The 18,347-nt window shown below is 68.6% G+C and carries 15 protein-coding genes; 5 read left to right on the plus strand and 10 right to left on the minus strand.

Annotated features, from left to right (window positions below):
• The first annotated feature begins 47 nt into the window (after positions 1-47).
• Positions 48-1,166 carry a S1C family serine protease gene (locus tag C936_RS0100210; RefSeq protein WP_018993133.1) on the plus strand — a complete coding sequence of 373 codons (1,119 nt, stop codon included), beginning with the start codon at positions 48-50 and terminating at the stop codon, positions 1,164-1,166.
• Positions 1,167-1,209: 43 nt separating this feature from the next.
• Here the strand turns inward: C936_RS0100210 and C936_RS0100215 are convergent, their stop codons facing one another.
• The 6 genes from C936_RS0100215 to pepN form a co-directional block, all read right to left on the minus strand.
• Entirely contained in the window at positions 1,210-2,118 is a 909-nt protein-coding gene (locus tag C936_RS0100215; RefSeq protein WP_018174854.1) for a copper resistance D family protein, read from the minus strand.
• Between the two features lie 3 nt (positions 2,119-2,121).
• On the minus strand, positions 2,122-2,490 hold the full coding sequence (locus tag C936_RS0100220; protein ID WP_018174855.1) for a copper resistance CopC family protein: 369 nt from the start codon (positions 2,488-2,490) through the stop codon (positions 2,122-2,124).
• 108 nt (positions 2,491-2,598) lie between these two features.
• Positions 2,599-4,023 (minus strand): multicopper oxidase family protein, encoded by a 1,425-nt coding sequence (locus C936_RS0100225; protein ID WP_018174856.1) that lies wholly within the window; start codon positions 4,021-4,023, stop codon positions 2,599-2,601.
• The gene (locus tag C936_RS0100230; protein ID WP_018649098.1) at positions 4,023-5,525 is read right to left on the minus strand and encodes a TolC family protein; all 1,503 of its coding nucleotides are present in this window, start codon (positions 5,523-5,525) and stop codon (positions 4,023-4,025) included. Before C936_RS0100230 ends, C936_RS0100225 begins: the two co-directional genes overlap by 1 nt.
• A gap of 144 nt (positions 5,526-5,669) precedes the next feature.
• Positions 5,670-6,110, minus strand: coding sequence for a hypothetical protein (locus C936_RS0100235; protein ID WP_051074787.1), 441 nt, complete (start codon positions 6,108-6,110; stop codon positions 5,670-5,672).
• Positions 6,111-6,373: 263 nt separating this feature from the next.
• Entirely contained in the window at positions 6,374-9,010 is a 2,637-nt protein-coding gene (gene pepN / locus C936_RS0100240; protein WP_018174859.1) for an aminopeptidase N, read from the minus strand.
• 322 nt (positions 9,011-9,332) lie between these two features.
• Here pepN and C936_RS0100245 point away from each other — a divergent pair, with 322 nt between their 5' ends.
• On the plus strand, positions 9,333-10,154 hold the full coding sequence (locus C936_RS0100245; RefSeq protein WP_018174860.1) for a TatD family hydrolase: 822 nt from the start codon (positions 9,333-9,335) through the stop codon (positions 10,152-10,154).
• A complete protein-coding gene (locus C936_RS0100250) occupies positions 10,147-10,914 on the plus strand; it encodes an SDR family oxidoreductase (RefSeq protein ID WP_018174861.1) in 768 nt (255 codons plus the stop codon). The genes C936_RS0100245 and C936_RS0100250 overlap by 8 nt, the downstream gene beginning before the upstream one ends.
• Positions 10,915-10,940: 26 nt before the next feature.
• Here C936_RS0100250 and C936_RS0100255 read toward each other — a convergent pair whose 3' ends face one another.
• Positions 10,941-13,580, minus strand: coding sequence for a PEP/pyruvate-binding domain-containing protein (locus C936_RS0100255; protein ID WP_018174862.1), 2,640 nt, complete (start codon positions 13,578-13,580; stop codon positions 10,941-10,943).
• Between the two features lie 152 nt (positions 13,581-13,732).
• Here C936_RS0100255 and C936_RS0100260 point away from each other — a divergent pair, with 152 nt between their 5' ends.
• Entirely contained in the window at positions 13,733-14,278 is a 546-nt protein-coding gene (locus C936_RS0100260) for a glycine cleavage system protein R (protein WP_018138970.1), read from the plus strand.
• A 186-nt stretch (positions 14,279-14,464) separates the two neighbouring features.
• On the opposite strand, the gene C936_RS0100265 is transcribed toward C936_RS0100260, so the two are convergent.
• The 3 genes from C936_RS0100265 to C936_RS0100275 all read right to left on the minus strand — a co-directional run bounded on the left by C936_RS0100265 (position 14,465) and on the right by C936_RS0100275 (position 17,878).
• Entirely contained in the window at positions 14,465-15,949 is a 1,485-nt protein-coding gene (locus tag C936_RS0100265; protein WP_018174863.1) for a RimK family protein, read from the minus strand.
• On the minus strand, positions 15,942-17,111 hold the full coding sequence (locus C936_RS0100270) for a GNAT family N-acetyltransferase/peptidase C39 family protein (protein WP_018174864.1): 1,170 nt from the start codon (positions 17,109-17,111) through the stop codon (positions 15,942-15,944). The genes C936_RS0100265 and C936_RS0100270 overlap by 8 nt, the downstream gene beginning before the upstream one ends.
• Before the next feature lie 98 nt (positions 17,112-17,209).
• Entirely contained in the window at positions 17,210-17,878 is a 669-nt protein-coding gene (locus tag C936_RS0100275) for a haloacid dehalogenase type II (RefSeq protein WP_018174865.1), read from the minus strand.
• A 116-nt stretch (positions 17,879-17,994) separates the two neighbouring features.
• Here C936_RS0100275 and C936_RS0100280 point away from each other — a divergent pair, with 116 nt between their 5' ends.
• Positions 17,995-18,315 carry a BolA family transcriptional regulator gene (locus C936_RS0100280; protein ID WP_018138964.1) on the plus strand — a complete coding sequence of 107 codons (321 nt, stop codon included), beginning with the start codon at positions 17,995-17,997 and terminating at the stop codon, positions 18,313-18,315.
• Positions 18,316-18,347: the final 32 nt, after the last annotated feature.

The raw sequence follows: 18,347 nt of genomic DNA on the forward strand, positions 1-18,347 counted from the left end.
CGGGATCGGCGGCTGTGCAGCCCATCCCATTTCGGTATATTCACTATATGGTGAATTTCTCGCGTTTCCTGCTGCAAGCGGCCCTGACCGGCGTGGCGATCGCCGTGGTCGTCGCCGTGTTCTTTCCGCATGTGCTTGACCGCGACCGGGGCGAGCAGGCGGAGCTGCAAGTCGCCGCCCCGCTCTCCACGACCAGCAGTGCCGCGCTCAGCTACGCCGACGGGGTCGAGCGGGCCGCGCCGGCCGTGGTCAACATCATGACCTCGCGCGTGCTCGACACCCCCGGCATCCTCGACCTGCACGAGTTCTTTGGCCAGCCCGTGCCCCCGGGCGACACCGAGCAGGCCAGCCTGGGTTCCGGCGTAATCATGACCGATCGGGGCCATATCCTGACCAACCACCACGTGATCGAGGAGGCCGACGCGATCGCTGTGGTCCTGCCCAATGGCGACGCCCATCCGGCCGAGATTATCGGCATCGACCCCGATACCGACCTCGCCGTCCTGCGCATCCGCACCGACGACGTGGCCGTGGCCACGGTTGGCCACTCCCGCGAGCTGCGGGTCGGTGACGTCGTGCTCGCGATCGGCAACCCCTTCGGTGTCGGGCAGACCGTGACCCAGGGGATCGTCTCCGCCACCGGGCGCAACCAGCTCGGGATCAACACCTTCGAGGACTTCATTCAGACCGACGCGGCGATCAACCCCGGCAACTCCGGTGGCGCACTGATCAATGCCAAGGGCGAGGTAATCGGCATCAATACCGCGATCTTCTCGCGCTCCGGGGGGTCCCATGGCATTGGCTTCGCGATCCCGGTGGACCTCGCCCGCGACGTAATGACCGAGATCATCGAACAAGGCTATGTCTCCCGCGGCTGGCTGGGGATCGAAGTCCAGGCGATGAACCGCGAACTGGCCGACTCCTTCGGGCTGGATGCCCCACGCGGGGTCCTGGTCGCCGGCATCCTGCGTGACGGCCCCGCCCAGGAGGCCGGCATCGAGATCGGCGACGTAATCACCCACCTCAATGACGACGCGGTCAACAGCCCGCGCGAGGCCCTGAATGTCATTGCACGGACCGATCCGGGCGCCGAACTGACGATCAAACTCCTGCGCGACGGCGAGGAAGTCGAGCTCGAGGCCACTGTCGCCCAGCGCCCGATCTGATACCCAATGGCACCTCCCGGATATCCGGGAGGTGCCCCTTTCTCTACCCGTTGGCAGGGGAACTGACCGTGGTCAGTATGGCCGTGACCAGCAACACCAGCCCCACCAGTCCGATCTCCATCGCGATACTGCGCCGGAGGCGCTGCGGGGCCCGGGGCTCGCCCCGCTCGAAGGCGGGCACCAGGCGCCACTTGTTGGACGCCGCCAGCAGCAGGAGCAGGGCCACAATCAGCACCTTGCCGATCAGGAACTGCCCGTAGCCGGTAGTGAGCAGTGGCGTGACCCCGCCGAGCAGAAGCGCAGCCAGGACAACGCCCGCGAGCACCAGCAGGCCAACCCCGAACACCGCCACCCGACCGAAGCGATCCAGGATGCGTACGGCATCCGCTCCGCCAGCTGGGTGTCCTGCCAGGCGATACAGGGGCCATAACGAACCAATCCAGAATGCAGCCGCCAGCAGGTGCAGCACCAGCAGCCCGCCGAGCAACCAGCGGGGTTCGTCGACCGTGTGCCCGACCTGGACGAAGGCGAGCATGACCAGCAACACGCCTCCGAGACTCAAGCCATGCCCGAGCCCCGGCAGGCGCCGGGCATCCAGCAAGATCGCCTGTACCAGCAGCAAGCCACTCACGGCGAGGATTAGCTGAGTCCCCTGCGCGCCCTCGAATACCATGCCGAGCAGCATGGGGTCGACTGCGGCGGCACCATTGCCACCCCCGAGATACCCGGCCTGCAGCGGCCACTCGATCACGGCCAGCACGATCGCGGCCCAGGCCGCGATCGCCCCCGTGCGGCTGGCCGCCCGACGTTCCGGATCGGGCAGATCCGGAAACGCCAGGCGAAACAGCACCGCCCCGGCCGCCAGCAAGGCACCGGCATAGAAGCCGGCCGCCACCAGGATCATGGCGACCGTCCAGGCATCCACACCGGCAAGCGCAGACAGCCAGGCCACGGCTCAGTCCTCCACCGTAAAGCGGAAGGTCCCGGACATCATGTGGCCGTCACGAGCCAAACCACGCCAGCGCACCTCGTAGTCGCCGGGCTCCATCGAGCCGGCCGGTTGCACATGGTATTCCTCGGTCGGATCACTGCCCGGCTCGTTCTCCAGGGACACGCGGCCTTGCGGACCGATCACGTCGAACTGGGTAATGCGCATCGCGCCATCGAAGTGAATCCCGATCTCCTCCGGGGTGCCCTGCACCGTAGAGCCGTCATCCGGCACGTGTCCCATCTCGCCCTCGTGAGCCAGCAGGGGAGCGGCGAAAGCCAGCAACAGGGCCGCAAGGGCGGAACGCAGGGAATTGCGGGTACGAATCGTCATCATGATTGAGGGTCCTCTTTGTTAAGTGCAGTCGTGTCGTCTTAGAGTCCGCCGGCCGCAGGCCACCGGGGGCCGCCTTGCGGCGGTCCCGGTGCCCGCACCGGTGGAAACTCAGTGGTTATGGCCTCCGTGGCCGTTGTGTCCTCCATGCCCCCCGTGGCCTCCATGCCCGCCATGGGCATCGCGACTGGGGGTCGGGAGCCCGTCGGAATCCGCATCCGCGACCTTGCCGCGGCGCACCGGATTGCCGAAATCGGGATCGCTGCTCACGCGGCGGGCGACCTCCCCATCCGGGTGCCAGTACCAGCCCGGGTCGCTGAAGTCCCCGGGCTCCTGGTCATCCCGCACCTTGATCAGGGTGAACATGCCGCCCATGCCGATGTTGCCGAATGGCCCGTGACCCATGCCCATCGGCAGGGTGTTCTCCGGCCCCGGCATGTGTCCCGCATCGGTATGGTCCTGGTGATCCGCCATGCCGTGCTCGCCCATGGCCATGTAGCCCGGCAGCAGGCTGCGGATCTCCTCCTCGAGGCCGGACTGGTCCACACCCAGGGTGTTGGCGATGCCGTGACCCATCGGGTTCATCGTGTGGTGAGTCATGTGGCAGTGGAAGGCCCAGTCCCCCGGCGGTGCCGTGAACTCGATATCGCGGGTCTGGCCGACCGCAACGATCTCGGTGGTCTCCTTGCGCCACTGCTCGCGCGGCCAGCGCCCGCCATCGGAACCGGTCACCTCGAACGACACCCCGTGCACGTGCATCGGGTGGTTCCACATCGACAGGTTGCCCATGCGAATGCGCACCCGCTCGCCCGTTTTCGCCACCAGCGAGTCGATGGCCGGGAACACCTTGGAGTTCATCGACCACAGATCGAAGTCGACCATGATCGACGGGTCCGGCGTGCGCGTGCCCGGGTGCAGGCCCCAGTTGTGCAGCAGGATCGCGTAGTCGCGGTCTACCGGCTCGATCTCGCCGTCCTTCGGGTGGATGATGAACATCCCCATCATCCCCATCGCCATCTGCACCATCTCGTCGGCATGCGGGTGGTACATGTGCGTGCCGTGCTGGTTCAGCTCGAACTCGTAGACGAAGGTCTCGCCCGGGTGGATCGGCGGCTGGGTCACGCCCTTCACCCCGTCCATGCCCGAGGGCAGATGGATGCCGTGCCAGTGCACCGAGGTGTATTCCGGCAGGCGGTTGGTCACGTAGATGCGGACCTTGTCGCCCTCCACCGCCTCGATGGTCGGCCCCGGGGTGGTGCCGTTGTAGCCCCAGCACTTGGCCACCGAACCGGGTGCGAACTCGTGCTCGATCTCCTCGGCGACCAGATGGAACTCCTTCACGCCGTTGTTCATTTCGTACGGCAGGGTCCAGCCGTTCGGCGTATGCACCGGCATGTAGCCCTGTTCGGTGCGTTCGCCGGGCGTGGCATCGCCCTCGTTGTGGTGCTCGTGACCCGTTTCGGCCATCACCCGGGTCAGGGTGGTTGCCGGCAGCATTGCCGCGCCGGCGGCCAGCAGGAAGTTACGCCGTTTCATCAGTGATGCCCTCCGTGACCGTCGTCGCCGTGGTCATGATCTCCGTGATCCCCGTGATCCCCGTGATCCCCGTGATCCCCGTGGTCTCCGTGGTCTCCGTGGTCTCCGTGACCGCCGTGACCGCCGTGGTCCCCGTGATCCATCGCGGACGGGTCATGTTCGAGCGCGTCGGTTTCGAGATAGCCCTCGTCACCCGGCACCCCGCCCGGCAGCTCGCCGGCCACGGTGAAGGCCAGGTCCACCCGGGCCCGCCAGTATTCGCCCAGTGCGGCCACCGCGCGCTGCCAGTCGGCCAGCTCTTCCTGCTTGGTCACCAGCAGGTCGAAGACATCGTCGAACATGAAGTTCACGCGCTCCTGCACGCGCTCCAGCTCGATCTCCCGGGCCGGCAGCAGTTCGTAGCGCTTGGTGCCGAACTTGTCGCGGTGATGGGCCAGGCGGACAAAGTGCTGGTGCACATCGGCGGTGACCGCCTGCTCCAGCCGGACCCGGCGGGCCTCGCCGTCCGAGAGCCGCGCCTCGGCGCGGGCGATGCCGGCCTGGTTCTGGTTGAAGATCGGCAGGGTGAAGGAGATGCCACCGCCCCACAGGCGGGTGCCGTCCGTCTCGCGCTCGAACTCGATACCGGGCTCGATGTCACCCAGCCAGCGATAGCGCCGCACCAGGGCCACCCCCTCGGTGAGCCCCTCCAGGGCATGGTCCAGGGCCCGCAGGTCCAGACGCTGCTCCAGCGCCTGCTCGACCAGGGCATCGCGATCCTCCACACCGGCCAGCGGCAGTGGCAGCTTGCCGGGGACCTCCCAGCCATCCACCTGGCCGGGCAGCCCCATCAGGTGGGCCAGGCGCAGACGGGTCTCGCGCTCGCGCTGCCGCGCATCCTCGAGCTTCAGCCGGGCCTCGGCCGCACGGATGCGCAGCTGTGCCCGCTTCAGGTCGGGGATATTGCCGGCGTCATAGAAGCGCTCGCCCAGCAGCGAGCCGAGATCCGCGGCACGGGTCTCCAGCGCCTGTACCTGAGCCCGCTGGCGCGCGGCCACCGCGTCATACCAGGCACGCTCGGTGTCCGAGGCCAGTGCCACCATGCCTTCGGCCAGCTGCAGACGGGTGGACTCCCAGTGGGATTCGGCAATGTCCTGACGGGCACTGCGCATCAGCAGGCCGGAAATACCCCAGGCCAGGCCAACCCCCGTCTCGTTGCCGCCACCGCCCTCGGGGCGCATCACCGACAGCGACAGGGTGGGATTGGAAAACTGGGCGGCCTCGACCACGTCGGCGGCCGTCAGATCCAGCTTGGCGTAGGCCTGCTGCATGCGCGGGTTGCGCCACAGGGCCTGATGAATGGCCTCCTCGAGCGTCAGCTCGCCGGAGGGGCGGGGCATCTCCGACTCGGGCAGGTCGATCCCCTGCACCGAGATGTCCTCCGCCAGCTCGGAGCGGTCCAGCTCGGGCGCGGTGACCGCGCAACCGGCGAGGAACAGCACCGAAACGACGGGGAGCAGCAATCGGGTTGCTCGCATCGTGAAAATCTCCTTGATCGGACTTCGACTCCGCATCCCGCGCGAACGCGCGACACGGCCTTGCCGTCCGCCAGCACCGGGTGGAACCCGGACGTGCGGACAGCCCCGGCGCTCGGGCCGGTAGTCAGATCAGGAGAGGATGGGGGGGCGGTACAACGCGGCCGCAGGCGGACCGCTCTGGAAGGAATACAGGCTCATGGCCTGCGTGACCGGGGTCAGCAGGTGCATCCCGGTGATGGACGGCATGCCCTGGCAGTGGCTGCAGGCCGAGCAACTCGCCAGACAGGCCGCGTCCACGCAATCCGCGTGCACGATCACCCCGCTGGCGTCAGAGGAATCGGATGTTTCATGGGCGTGATCGCCGCCATGCCGGGTATCGGCATGATCGTCCTGCGCATGGTGATCATGGTGGTCGCCGTGCGCGTGATCATGCGAATGATCATGGTCCGCGTGATCCGCCGCCTTGTCGCCCTGCGACTGGGCCCCGTGCATCGCATGCCCGGCGTGACCGTCGCCCTCGCTCGCGACGGCCGCAAGCGCCGGCAGGCCGGCGATCGCCAGCACCAGCATCCAGCACAGCAGTCGATGGAAGACCCGTTTCACGTCAGCCAAATCTCGTTTGGGGGCATCTCGGCCCAGCAATCGGCCGGCAACATACCACAACCCACACCCTTGGGCGCCATCCCTGTAGGAGGCCAGCCCCCTGGCCGATTGGGACCAGACCAGCGCCCCATCGGCGAGAGGCTCGCCTCCTACAAATCCGGGGCTGGCCCTGTTGGTGCCCTGGGCGGCCGGGGCCATTCCTGCACCCCATCGGCCAGGGGGCTGGCCTCCTACGCGAGCGCGCGTTCGATCACGTCACGCAGGTCGCGCGACAGTTCGAGCGCGGCGAGGCGCTCGAGTTCCGCGCGCATCTGTTCGCCGCGGGCGCTGTCCACCTTCTGCCAGCGGGTCAGCGGCTGAGCCAGGCGCGCGGCGGTCTGCGGGTTCATCGCATCCAGCTTCTCGACGAAGCCGCCCATGCGGCGGTAGCCCGCGCCGTCCTCCTGGTGGAAGTGGCGTTCGTTGCGCGCCATGAAAGGCCCCAATACCGCGCGCACCCGGTTCGGGTTGGTCCAGCGGAACCCCGGGTGCTCCAGCAGCGCGTCCAGGCGCTCGAAGCCGCCCGGGACCTGACTGCCGGCCTGCAGCCCGAAGTACTTGTCCAGCACCAGCGGGTCGTCGCGGTAGCGCTGTTCGAAGTCCGTCAGCAGCACCTGGCGGGCCTCGTGATCGAGCTCGTTCACCGCATTCAGCGCGCCCATGCGCATGGTCATGCTGCGCGCCTTCTGGTACTGCGCCAGGGCCTCGGGCACCGCAGCCTGGTCGCCGGCCGCCACGCGCAGCGCCAGCAGGCGGTTGCGCAGCTGGCGCCGGCCCATCGCCTCGGCGGTGAAGGCGCCGTTGTCCACATCGTCCAGCTTCGGCTGGATCTGCTGCATCGCACCCGCCAGCGGGGCATAGAGGCGCTTCTCCAGGTCGTCGCGCTCCATGCGCAGGCGCACCGGGTCGACGCGCTCGAACAGCTCGGCCAGCTCGCGCGTGGGCGGCAGCTGCAGGATGGTCGCCAGCAGCACCGGCTCGATCGCCGGGGCCTCGATCAGGGCATGCAGGGCGTGCTCGATGGCGGCCTCCAGCGCGGAGTCGGCGGCGTCATCCTCGATGCGCGCACGGATTGCGCGGCGGAACAGGGTCTGCGCCGCCTCCCAGCGGGCGAAGGCGTCGTCGTCGTGCGCCAGCAGGTGAGCCAGTTCGTCCACGCCCTGATTGGCGTTCAGGATCACCGGGGCGGAGAAGCCGCGCAGCCAGGAGATCGCGACCGGCTCGGCAGACAGATTCTCGAAGCAGAAGGTGTGCTCGGCGGCATCCAGCTCCAGAACCCATTCGTCGCACTCGGCGGCGTCGCCCTCGCGGAGGGCCTGGATCCGCCGCCCCTGGGCATCGAGAAAGGCCATGCGCACCGGGATCACGAGCGGATCCTTGTGGTCCTGCCCGGGCGTTGGCGGGGTCTCCTGCGCGAGCGTGATGCGGGCGGGACCACCGGGGCCGTCAAAGGCGGTACTCGCGGTCACATGCGGCGTGCCGGCCTGGGTGTACCAGCGCTTGAAGCGGGAGAGATCGCGACCGCTGGCCTCGGCCATCACCGCGACAAAGTCGTCCATCGTCACGGCCTGGCCGTCGAAGCGCTCGAAGTAGAGGTCCAGCCCGCGGCGGAAGGTCTCGCGCCCGATCAGGGTGCGCAGCATGCGGATCAGCTCCGCGCCCTTCTCGTAAACGGTCAGGGTGTAGAAGTTGTTGATCTCGGCGTAGTGGTCCGGGCGCACCGGGTGTGCCAGCGGTCCGGCGTCCTCCGGGAACTGGAAGGCGCGCAGCATGGCGACATCGTCGATGCGCTTGACGCCAAACAGAGTGCAGTCGGTGGTGAACTCCTGGTCGCGGAAGACCGTAAGCCCCTCCTTCAGCGACAGCTGGAACCAGTCGCGGCAGGTCACGCGGTTGCCGGACCAGTTGTGGAAATACTCGTGGGCGATCACCGACTCGATGGCGACAAAGTCGCTGTCGGTGGCGGTGTCGGGGCTGGCCAGCACGTACTTGGCGTTGAACAGGTTCAGCCCCTTGTTCTCCATCGCCCCCATGTTGAAGTCGTCCACCGCGACGATCATGTACACGTCCAGATCGTATTCGCGGCCGAAGGCCTCCTCGTCATAGCGCATCGCCCGCTTCAACGAGGCCAGCGCGTGATCGCAGCGATCGGCGTTGTGCTCCTCCACATACAGCTCCAGCGCCACCTCGCGCCCGGACAGGGTGGTGAAGGTGTCGCGCTGGCAGGCCAGATCCCCGGCGACCAGTGCGAACAGGTACGACGGCTTGGGGAACGGATCCTCCCACACCGCGTAGTGGCGCCCGCCGTCCAGCTCGCCGGCCTCCACGCGGTTGCCATTGGCCAGCAGCACCGGGTACTGCGCCCGGTCCGCCTCCAGGCGCACGCGGTAGGTGGTCAGCACATCCGGGCGGTCGGGGAAGAAGGTGATGCGGCGAAAACCCTCCGGCTCGCACTGGGTGCATAGATTGCCGCTGGAGGCGTACAGGCCTTCCAGCGCGGTGTTCTGCTCCGGGTGACAGCGGCTGACGATCTCCAGCCGTGCCGCCTCCGGCAGGCCGTGCAGCAGCAGGCCATCGCCATCCTTCTCGAGCATGCCCTCGCCTGGCTCCGCACCATCCACGGTCAACGACGCCAGCTCCACGCCATCGCCGTACAGCCGCAGCGCTCCGTTCGGCTCCGCCGCCTGCGGATTGCGCCGCACCGCCATGCGCGTGGTCACCTCGGTCGCCGCCGCCGCCAGGTCGAAGTCCAGCTCCAGGCTCTCCACCACAAACGCCGGCGGCTGGTAATCGCTCAGATAAACCGCCTGGGGACTCGCATCACGCATTCCAAACTCCAGTCATCAATCGCTTTCCACACGTATCACGCCCGGCAAGCACGAACGCTAAACCCCGACAAAGGCAACGTCATTGCGAGGCGCCGCAGGCGCCGCGGCAACCTCCATCCATCACCCCCCACGTTTCTCGGCCCAACCACCGGGGTTCCTCACAGAGATCGCCACGTCGCTGCGCTCCTCGCGATGACACCGTCTCTTCCCGTCATTGCGAGGAGCCGAAGGCGACGCGGCAATCTCTCGACCGAACCCCGACTTGTACCCCGACCAGCGCCGGAAACTGGCACCACAACAACAATCCGTTAGCATACCGCGCATGGAATGGATCGATATCTGCTTCAACCTCACCCACGAATCCTTCAACAAGGAACGCGACGAGGTCCTCGAACGCGCCCGCGAGGCCGGCGTGTCCTGGATGCTGATCACCGGCGCCGACGCCCATCAGAGCGAAAAGTGCCTGGAGATCGCCGACCAGTACCCGGACTGCTGCCGCGCCACGCTGGGCGTGCATCCGCACCTGGCAAAGCAGTGGACCGACGCGATCGCCGCGCGGTTCAGTGACCTCGCACGCGCGGACGCCAACGTCGTCGCCATGGGCGAGATGGGGCTGGACTACAACCGCGACCACTCGCCGCGCCCGCAGCAGCGCATCGCCTTCGAGGCCCAGCTGGAGCTGGCCGCCGACCTCTGCCTGCCGGTATTCCTGCACGAGCGCGACGCCCACCACGACTTCGCCCAGATCCTGCGGCGCTGGCGCGACAAGCTGCCGGCCGCTGTGGTGCACTGCTTTACCGGCGAGGCCGATGCCCTGGCGGAATACCTCGACCTCGACTGCCACATCGGCATCACCGGCTGGGTCTGCGACGAACGCCGCGGCACCCACCTGCACCCGCTGGTGCCGCGCATCCCGCGCGGCCGCCTGATGATCGAGACCGACGCGCCCTACCTCCTGCCACGCACCCTGCCGAAGGGCAGCGGCAAGAAGATCGGCAACGGCCGGCGCAACGAACCCGCCTTCCTCCCCCACATCGGCGAATACGTGGCCCACCTGCGCGACGAGACTCCGGAAGACCTCGCCGCCCACACGACCGCCACCGCCACCGCCTTCTACAACCTGCCCGAAACCGCCGGTGCCTGAACCCCCGGACAGCGGGTCGCAACGCGTCGCGCTGGTCACCGGCGCGGCGCTCGGGATCGGCCTCGGCATTACCAAGCGCCTGGTGCAGGATGGCTGGCAGGTCGTGCTGGCCGATATCGACGGCCCCGAATGCGAACGGGCCGCCACGCGGCTGGGCCCCACCGCCCGGGCCATCACGCTGGATGTCCGCGACGAGGAACAGGTCCGCGAGGCGGTGCGACGCACGGAAGAATGGCACGGCGGCCTGGATGCCCTGGTGAACAACGCCGGCATCAGCGACCCGCACTCCGGACCACTGGAAGAGCTGGAACTCGCCGACTGGAAGCGCTGGCTGGACACCAACCTCACCGGCGCCTTCCTGCTCGCCAAGCATGCTCTGCCGCTGCTGCACCGCCGCCGGGGCGCCATCGTCAACATCAGCTCCACCCGCGCCCTGCAGTCAGAACCGGACACCGAGGCCTACGCCGCGAGCAAGGGCGGACTGGACGCCTTCACCCACGCCCTGGCGATCAGCGCCGGCCCGGGGGTCCGCGTCAACGCCATCCGCCCCGGCTGGATCGACACCCGCAGTCCCGAGCAGCAACAGGCCGAGCCGCTGTCCGCACAGGACCACACCCAGCATCCGGCCGGGCGCGTCGGCCAGCCCGGCGACATCGCGGCCCTCACCGCCTTTCTGCTCGGCCCCGACGCCGGCTTCGTCACCGGCCAGATATGGACCGCCGACGGCGGCATGACCCGCCGCATGATCTACGCCGACTGACTCGTTCCGGCGACGGAACAGATCCGTCACCCCGTACCCGTCAAAGTCGAGCCGGCCCGGAAGCAGACGAGGCGCTGCTGCACCACGTCGGCGACCACCCGCAGGGCGGCGTCGCGGGTGTCATGGACCTGCACCGTTGCGAGTACCGCGGGGTCCACAGGGTCCCCGATGTTGACCTCGGGCGTGTGCGCGGGGTGCCGGTCGAGCCAGGCGGGGTGGTACTCGCAGTCCGCCTCGGCGGGGAACAGCGCGGCGTAGGCGATCCGCGCCTCCACCAGGTCCTGGAAGAAGTGGCTGCCGAACGAGAGGTCGGGGACGATGCCGGCATCGGGGTCGGCCACCTCCACCAGTATGCGCACGCGGTCAATATCGGCGAAGCGCACGGGCACGCCCAGTTCGGGGGTGCTGGTGCCCCAGCGGCCGGGGCCGATCAGGAGCGTGGTGCAGTCACCAGGGGTGGCGTACTGGCGGTTGAGGGCGCCCACCAGGCGGGCGACGGCGTATTTCTGCGGGCGGGGCAGCTCGGCGTAGCGTGCGCCGTCCACGCGGATGACGCGGTCGATGGCAAGGTCCAGATTGCCGCCCATAAAGCGGCCCTGGCTGGAGAACAGCAGCCGCTGCGGGTCGACCTTCCCGGGCAGTTCCACCGGCCGGTCGCTGCCCAGGGTGGCGAGCGGCCGGCACTGCACCAGGTTCACGCCGGCGTTGCCTTCGGCGTCGAGGTGCACAGTGAACTCGACGTCCACCGGGTGGGCGTAGGCGGCCTCCAGGGTCTTGAGCAGGTCGCGCATCAGCGGGGCGAAGCCGGTGCGCTGCAGCAGCGGGGTGAAGGTCACCCGCCACAAGCGCTCCTCGCGCCCCTGTTCGCGGGCGCGGCGGCGGGCCTCACGGTCGACCTCGCCGAGCAGGTTCAGGGGCAGGTCCGGCGCGGCCTCGGCCAGTTCCTGGATGGGGACGACGGCCTCGCGGTTGGCCTGGATGTCGAGGACGTCGGCGGCGTGCTGCGAATAGCGGTACGCCTCCTCCGGGCTGCGAAACGGCCGCCGTTCGGGCTGGTCCAGTGCCACCACGCAGGCATGGTCGCGCGCGACCCGGTCCACCGCGCGGGTGCCCAGACCCAGCACCAGGCGCAGCATCCCGGCGGACGGATCCAGCGCGCCGTCCCAGACGAAGGTGTTCCACGAGACCCCGACCCCGGCGGCGTCCGGAAGGTAGTAGTGCCCGTGGTAGCGGCCGTTGACCCGCTGCAGCAGCAGCGCCATGGGTTCTTCCTGATCCATCAGGCCACGCTGCTGGCGGTAGCTCAACGCGTCGTCGCTCATGGTCGAGGCATAGACCCGGCGGATGGCGTCCTCCAGCTGCGCCAGACGCTCGCCGGGACTGCCCTGGTTTACGCAGAACACGCTCTCGTACTTGCCGGCAAAGGCGTTGCCGAAGCCGTCTTCCAGGAGGCTGCTGGAACGCACCAGGATCGGGTACTGCCCGTAGTGGTCGAGCACCCGCTCCAGCTCGCGGCGCACCTCCGGCGGGATCTCGCCGTGCAGCATGTCCCGGCGCAGGCTGCGCGCCTCGTCGAAGTAACCCTCCGCGGTGCGCTGGCGCATCAGCCGCGGCCACCAGCCGTTGTGCACCAGATAGGCGTAGTACACGTCCGCCCCGATGAAGTGCGAGTCGTGGGGCTCCAGCGCCCGCCTCCAGCGCTGCGGGTCCTGCGCGAGCAGCATGCGCCGCGCCAGCAGCATGCCCGCAGCCTTGCCGCCGATGTAGCCGCTGCCGACCATGTGGCTGCGGACCGCCAGCAGTTCCTCCAGCCCGAGGTGACGCCGCGCCAGTTCCAGCAGGCGCTCGTCGCGGCCGATCAGCACCCGCAGGATCTCGTCCTGCACCCGGGCACGGTCGGCCGCCGGCGCCCCCTCCGCCAGCGCATCGGAGGCGGCGAGGAACAGGCGGTCCCAGTAGTCCAGTAGCTGCCGGCCGTGCGGCTGCCCGGGGCGCTGCTCCTCCAGCAACGCCTGCAGCCGCGTGGCCTCGCTGCTGTCCACCACCGGCACGAACTGCGTACCGTGCTGACGGTGCGGCAGGAACATCGTCGGCGAGCTGCGCTGCCACACCTTCACCGGCTGCACATGCACCGCCTCGCCGGCGCGGCGCACGTCGATCAGCACCTGCGTGGTCTCGCGGATGCGCGACAGCGTGGTGTGCGAATGGCTGTGCGGATGCAGCGCGAACCAGGCCACCGTATCCATCTCGTACAGATAGGGGCAGATGGCGCGGAAGAAGTTGCCCACCATGTGGTCGGTGGCCCAGGCCTCCAGCAGGTCGGAGAGGCAGTCGCACAGATAAAAGGCGCCGCGACCATGCTCGGTGATCAGGCGGAACACATGGCGGGTAAACGGCTCGAAGCCGCGTAACGCGTCGATGGCGACCACTTCGATGCCCGGGCCCGGCTCCACCAGCGGCGCATGCGCGCCAAAGCGCAGATAGATGATGGAACGGTCCTGGGCGCGGGCGGCGGCCACGAACGGCCGGACAAAGCGGCGGTAGTCCGCGATGTCATCGACCCGCCAGACCACGTTGTCGCCGATCCGCAGTCCGTCGAGCACCCGATCCAGGCCGTCCAGCCCGGTGGAGACTGCCTCGTGCTGAGGTTGGCGATCGGTGGCCATCAAGCGCCCGTGCGGTCTGGGCGCCCCACAGTACCCCCTGCCCCGCAGGTGCTCAACGCTCGGCACACCCACCCGGCACCGCGAGTACACCCAACAGGCGTCACTTGGCTTACCATGGACTGTCCTGCCCCAGCGGCAACAGGAGATCGACCATGAAGACATCTTTGATTCTGACGCTCATCGGACCGGACCACCCGGGACTGGTCAGCGCGGTAGCGGCCCGGGCACGTGCGGCGGGCGGCAACTGGCTGGAGAGTCGGATGGCACATCTGGCCGGGCAGTTTGCCGGGGTGGTACTGCTGGAGGTGGATACCGAGAACGCCGACGCGCTGGAGGCCGCGCTGCGCGGGCTCGAAGGCGACGGGCTGCAGGTGCATATCCAGCGGGGCAGCGAACTGCCGCCGGCGGCGCGGCATCCGGTGGTGCTGGACCTGATCGGGCACGACCGACCGGGAATCGTGCAGGACATTACCGCCGTGCTCTCGCACCACGGCGTAAGTGTCGAGACGCTGGAGACCGCCTGCGAGCCGGGCTCGATGACCGGCGAGCCGATGTTCCGCGCGATGGCCCGCCTGGGCGTTCCCGAGGACCTGGACCTGCACACACTGCAGGATGACCTGGAGGCCCTGGCCAACGAGCTGATGGTCGACCTCGAACTCCACGACCCGCTGCAGGAACCGCCCGAGGCCGTAGCCTGAACACCTCCCGACGCGGGTAGGCAACATCCTGCACCCACAGGCTGCCGTTGAGCGCAGCGAAACGCACCACTTCCCCGCTCGGTGCATCCCCCGATGCGATTCGCTTCGCTCATCACATCCTACGACGCTTCTTCATCCGGTCTGTACGCCAATGGCGTATAGCGTAACGCCGTTCAACGCGCCACGTCAGGGCGCGGCGCGGTGGCGGCGGGCGGCGTCGAGGCGGCGGACGAAGTCCTGCATCAGGGTGGTGTAGAGCGTTTCGCCGAGGACCTTGTCCTCGATGCCGGCGTCGAGGTTGGGGTTGTCGTTGACCTCGATGACCATCACGCCGCGCGGGGTCTGCTTGAGATCGACGCCGTAGAGGCCATTGCCGATCAGGTTGGCGGCCTTGACGGCCGTCTTGACCACGGCGGCGGGAACGTCCGCCAGTGCCAGCGTGCGAAAGCCGCCCTCGCGCGGGCCACCCTTGGCGTCGTGGTTGACGATCTGCCAGTGCTTGCGCGACATCAGGTACTGCGAGGCGTACAGCGGCTGGCGGTTGAGCACGCCAATGCGCCAGTCGAACTCGGTGTAGACAAACTCCTGGGCGAGGATCAGATCGCTCTCCTTCAGCAGGCGCCGGGCAATGGATTCCAGCTCGGCGCGGTCGTTCGCCTTGAACACCCCGCGCGAGAAGCTGCCGTCCGGGATCTTGAGCACCACGGGATAGCCGATCTGTTCCTCCGCACGCAGGATGGTCTCGCGGTTGAGGATCACGGTCTTTGGCGTCGGCACACGATGGGCGGCAAGGCGTTCGGCCAGGTAGACCTTGTTGGTGCAGCGCAGGATGGAGTCGGCGTCGTCGATCACCACCATGCCCTCGGCCTCGGCCTTGCGCGCGAAGCGATAGGTGTAGTGGTCGATGGCCGTGGTCTCGCGGATAAACAGGGCGTCGAACTCCGCCAGCCGTGGCAGATCGCGTGCCTGGATCAGCTCGACATCCATCCCCTGCTCCTGCCCGGCGCGGGCGAAGCGCTTGAGCGTGGCCGGCGTGGACGGGGCCATCGCCTCGTCCGGGTTGTGCAGGATGGCCAGCTCGTAGCGCGCGCTGCGTGCCCCGCGGCGGCGGCGCCAGGGTTTGGAGAGGTAGCGCTCCAGCGCGGCGAAGAAGGCTGGCTCCTGCTCGGGTTCCAGCGCGTTCAGCGCGAACGGGCGAAGGGCGTGGATCTGCCAGCGTCCCTGCAGCCGGAACTCCACCCGGAACATCGGCGCGGGGAACAGGGCGAACAGCTGGCCGGCGATCTCCTGCAGTGCCGGCTCGTCGCACTGGCCGAACAGCACGGTCAGCTCCAGGCGCTCGGGCTGCGCGCCCTGGCGGCTGCGGCCCAGAACGCGCGCCACGCGCTCGTCCAGCTCCTCGGTATCCAGGCTGTAGATGGACTTGCGCGACAGGTCCTGCAGGGTGCGCACGCTGGGGATCACCCGGTGCCCGCGCGCCTCCGCCAGCAGCGAGCCGTAGTACCCGGCGGACAGGTAACGCTGGCTGCGGCACAGGTTGATCACACGCAGGGTGGCCGGGTCGTCGGCAGCGGGGCCGCGCAGGTAGTCGTCGATGGCCATGACCGGAAGGTCGGGGAAGTGCGGCTTCCAGTCCGCCCGGCGCTCGACCAGGATGCGGTGCTCAGGCATGCGCGCCCTCCGCCGCCCGGCGCGGGCCGACGATCACCGCTGCCTGCAGGCCCGCGCGGCCGTAGCGCGCCATGCGCTCGAAGTCCGCACGCGCGATCGGCATGTTCACCGAGTCCACCGCGCGCTCCCCTTGCTCCACGTCCACGAACGGGTCATGCACGTAGACAAAGCGCTCGTCGAAACCCGTCACCGTGACCCAGTGCGGGAAGCGCTCGGCATACAGCCGCACGCTGCTGATCAGAACCACTGGCACCCCGCCTTCGCCAAAGCGCGCCTCCAGCTGGGACACGTTCACCGGGCCGTGCACCACCGGCACCCCGAGCTGTTCCAGCTCCTCGACCATGTCCTCCTGCACCAGCTGCATCACCTCCTTCTTCTCCGCGCTGCGCACGGAATCCCCGAACGCCACCCCGCGATCGCGCACCAGCAGTTCCACCTCGAACCCACGATGGGTGGCCGCCAGCGCGAGCCCGTACGGCCCGCAGCCGCCGTGGCCCGAGGTCATAAAAATCGTGGTGGCGTCGCGCCACAGGCGCAGCTCCAGGCGCCGGTCCAGCTTCAGCGCCGGGTCCACCGCGCGCATCGCCATCATCAGCGCAGCCGGGCCACAGGTGAACTCCAGCGTCTGCGCGTAGTACGGGGCGCGTACCAGCGCCGGATCGGGGCCGGTCGCCAGCGACTTCTGCAGCCGCAGCGCATCCATGTGGTCCTCGTAGTAGTCGTCGATGGTGCCGAAGTCGCGATACCCGAGCCCGCGGAACAGGGCCAGGCTGGCCGCATTGTCGCGCCGCACCTCCAGACGCAGATCGGTCCGCCCGTGCTGGCGCGCCGCGTCTTCCGCCGCCTCCACCAGGCGCCGGCCCAGCCCCTGGCCGCGCGCCCGCGCGCTGACCGCAATCGAGTACAGCCGCGCCAGCGAGGTACCACGGCTGAACAGCAGCATCACGTAGCCGAGCAAGCCCTCCCCGCCGGGTCCCTCCGCCACCAGCGTCGCCGCATGTCCGCGCGTCAGCAGGTAGCGAAACTGCCGCCGCGAGATGCGATCGATCTCGAACGCCGCATCCTCCAGCGCCACCAGCGCCTCCAGATCCTCCAGCGTGGCCGGACGGATCAAGGGCGATTCCGCGGCGGGCGCGACCCGTTGCTTGACCTGCTGGCTCACGCTCCTCTCCCGGCGGCGGCCCGATCTCCATCGTAGCGCAACCACCGGGCGCCAATAGGCCGCTCCAGCAGGAATATTTGCCGACGGCAAGACCCCGGCTAACGTAGTGCCCCGGACAGTTCGTCCAGGCCGCCGATGGTGGCCGTGGGCTCCTTGCCCCAGGGGTCGAACAGGCCCTGCCGCGCCCGGTCAAGCCAGACCGTGCGCATGCCCGCAGCCTGCGCACCGATCACGTCGAAGGGGTTGCCTGAAACCAGCCATGCCTGCTGGGGCAGCGCATTCGCCCGCTGCAGGAAATGCCGGTACACGCGCGGGTCCGGTTTGAAGCAGCCAATCTCGTCCACGCTGACGAGATCCTCGAAGCGATCCGCCAGCCCGCCGTTCCGCAGCAGCCCGATAACCGTCTCGGCCGTCCCGTTGGAGAACGCGAATAGACGGTGTCCCTCCGCCCGCAGCTCGTCCAGGGCCGGCCCTGCATCGGCGAAGGCCGGGAGCTCTCGATAGCGCCGCAACAGCTCCGCCTCCTGCTCCGCTTCGAGCGCGACACCCAGTGCCTCGCAGCAGTACCGCAACGCCTGCTCGGTGCAGGTGTCGAAATCCGCGTACGCCCCCATCAGCCCGCGCCGGAAGGTGTACTCCAGCTGCTTCTCGCGCCAGGCCCGCGCCAGCACCGGCGCCCGGTCGCCCATCCACCCCTCGAGCGTCGCCGCAATCCCCTGCGTATCGATCAGCGTCCCGTACACATCAAACGCCAGCGTCTGCCCCATAGCCCCTCCTATTCGCGTTGACCCTGCTGCATCCCGCCCGCCGGATGGCGGTTCTGGACATCGCCGCTGCTCGGCGAAACACTGCACGTGTTGAATCCAATTGTCAGGAAGTATCCATGACCATGCAGGAGACCATTACCCGGAAGCTGGAGGAGCGCTTTGCGCCCGAGCATCTGGAGGTGGTGAACGAGAGCCACATGCACAACGTGCCGCCGGGTTCGGAGTCGCATTTCAAGGTCACGGTGGTGTCCGAGGCCTTTCGTGACCAGAAGCTGATCGCGCGGCACCGGCTGGTGAACCAGGCCCTGGCCGACGAACTGGCCGGTGGCATCCACGCCCTGGCGCTGCACACGCTGGACCCAGACCAGTGGTTCGAGCGCGCCGGCAAGGTCGCCGACTCCCCGCCCTGCATGGGTGGCGACGGCGGCAAGGCCTGATCCCTTGCCGCTAACAGAGATCCCCGCGCCCG

Origin of the sequence: Thioalkalivibrio sp. ALJ4 (genome assembly GCF_000377225.1) — a bacterium.
Taxonomy (GTDB): Bacteria; Pseudomonadota; Gammaproteobacteria; order Ectothiorhodospirales; family Ectothiorhodospiraceae; genus Thioalkalivibrio.

Bases quoted from the DNA above. Each gene is read 5' to 3' on its own strand.
- C936_RS0100210 (WP_018993133.1), top strand. From the start codon at position 48: ATGGTGAATTTCTCGCGTTTCCTGCTGCAAGCGGCCCTGACCGGCGTG.
- C936_RS0100275 (WP_018174865.1), bottom strand. From the start codon at position 17,878: ATGGGGCAGACGCTGGCGTTTGATGTGTACGGGACGCTGATCGATACG.
- C936_RS0100265 (WP_018174863.1), bottom strand. From the start codon at position 15,949: ATGCCTGAGCACCGCATCCTGGTCGAGCGCCGGGCGGACTGGAAGCCG.
- C936_RS0100220 (WP_018174855.1), bottom strand. From the start codon at position 2,490: ATGATGACGATTCGTACCCGCAATTCCCTGCGTTCCGCCCTTGCGGCC.
- C936_RS0100280 (WP_018138964.1), top strand. From the start codon at position 17,995: ATGACCATGCAGGAGACCATTACCCGGAAGCTGGAGGAGCGCTTTGCG.
- C936_RS0100225 (WP_018174856.1), bottom strand. From the start codon at position 4,023: ATGAAACGGCGTAACTTCCTGCTGGCCGCCGGCGCGGCAATGCTGCCG.
- C936_RS0100255 (WP_018174862.1), bottom strand. From the start codon at position 13,580: ATGGCCACCGATCGCCAACCTCAGCACGAGGCAGTCTCCACCGGGCTG.
- C936_RS0100245 (WP_018174860.1), top strand. From the start codon at position 9,333: ATGGAATGGATCGATATCTGCTTCAACCTCACCCACGAATCCTTCAAC.
- C936_RS0100235 (WP_051074787.1), bottom strand. From the start codon at position 6,110: ATGCTGGTGCTGGCGATCGCCGGCCTGCCGGCGCTTGCGGCCGTCGCG.
- C936_RS0100260 (WP_018138970.1), top strand. From the start codon at position 13,733: ATGAAGACATCTTTGATTCTGACGCTCATCGGACCGGACCACCCGGGA.
- pepN (WP_018174859.1), bottom strand. From the start codon at position 9,010: ATGCGTGATGCGAGTCCCCAGGCGGTTTATCTGAGCGATTACCAGCCG.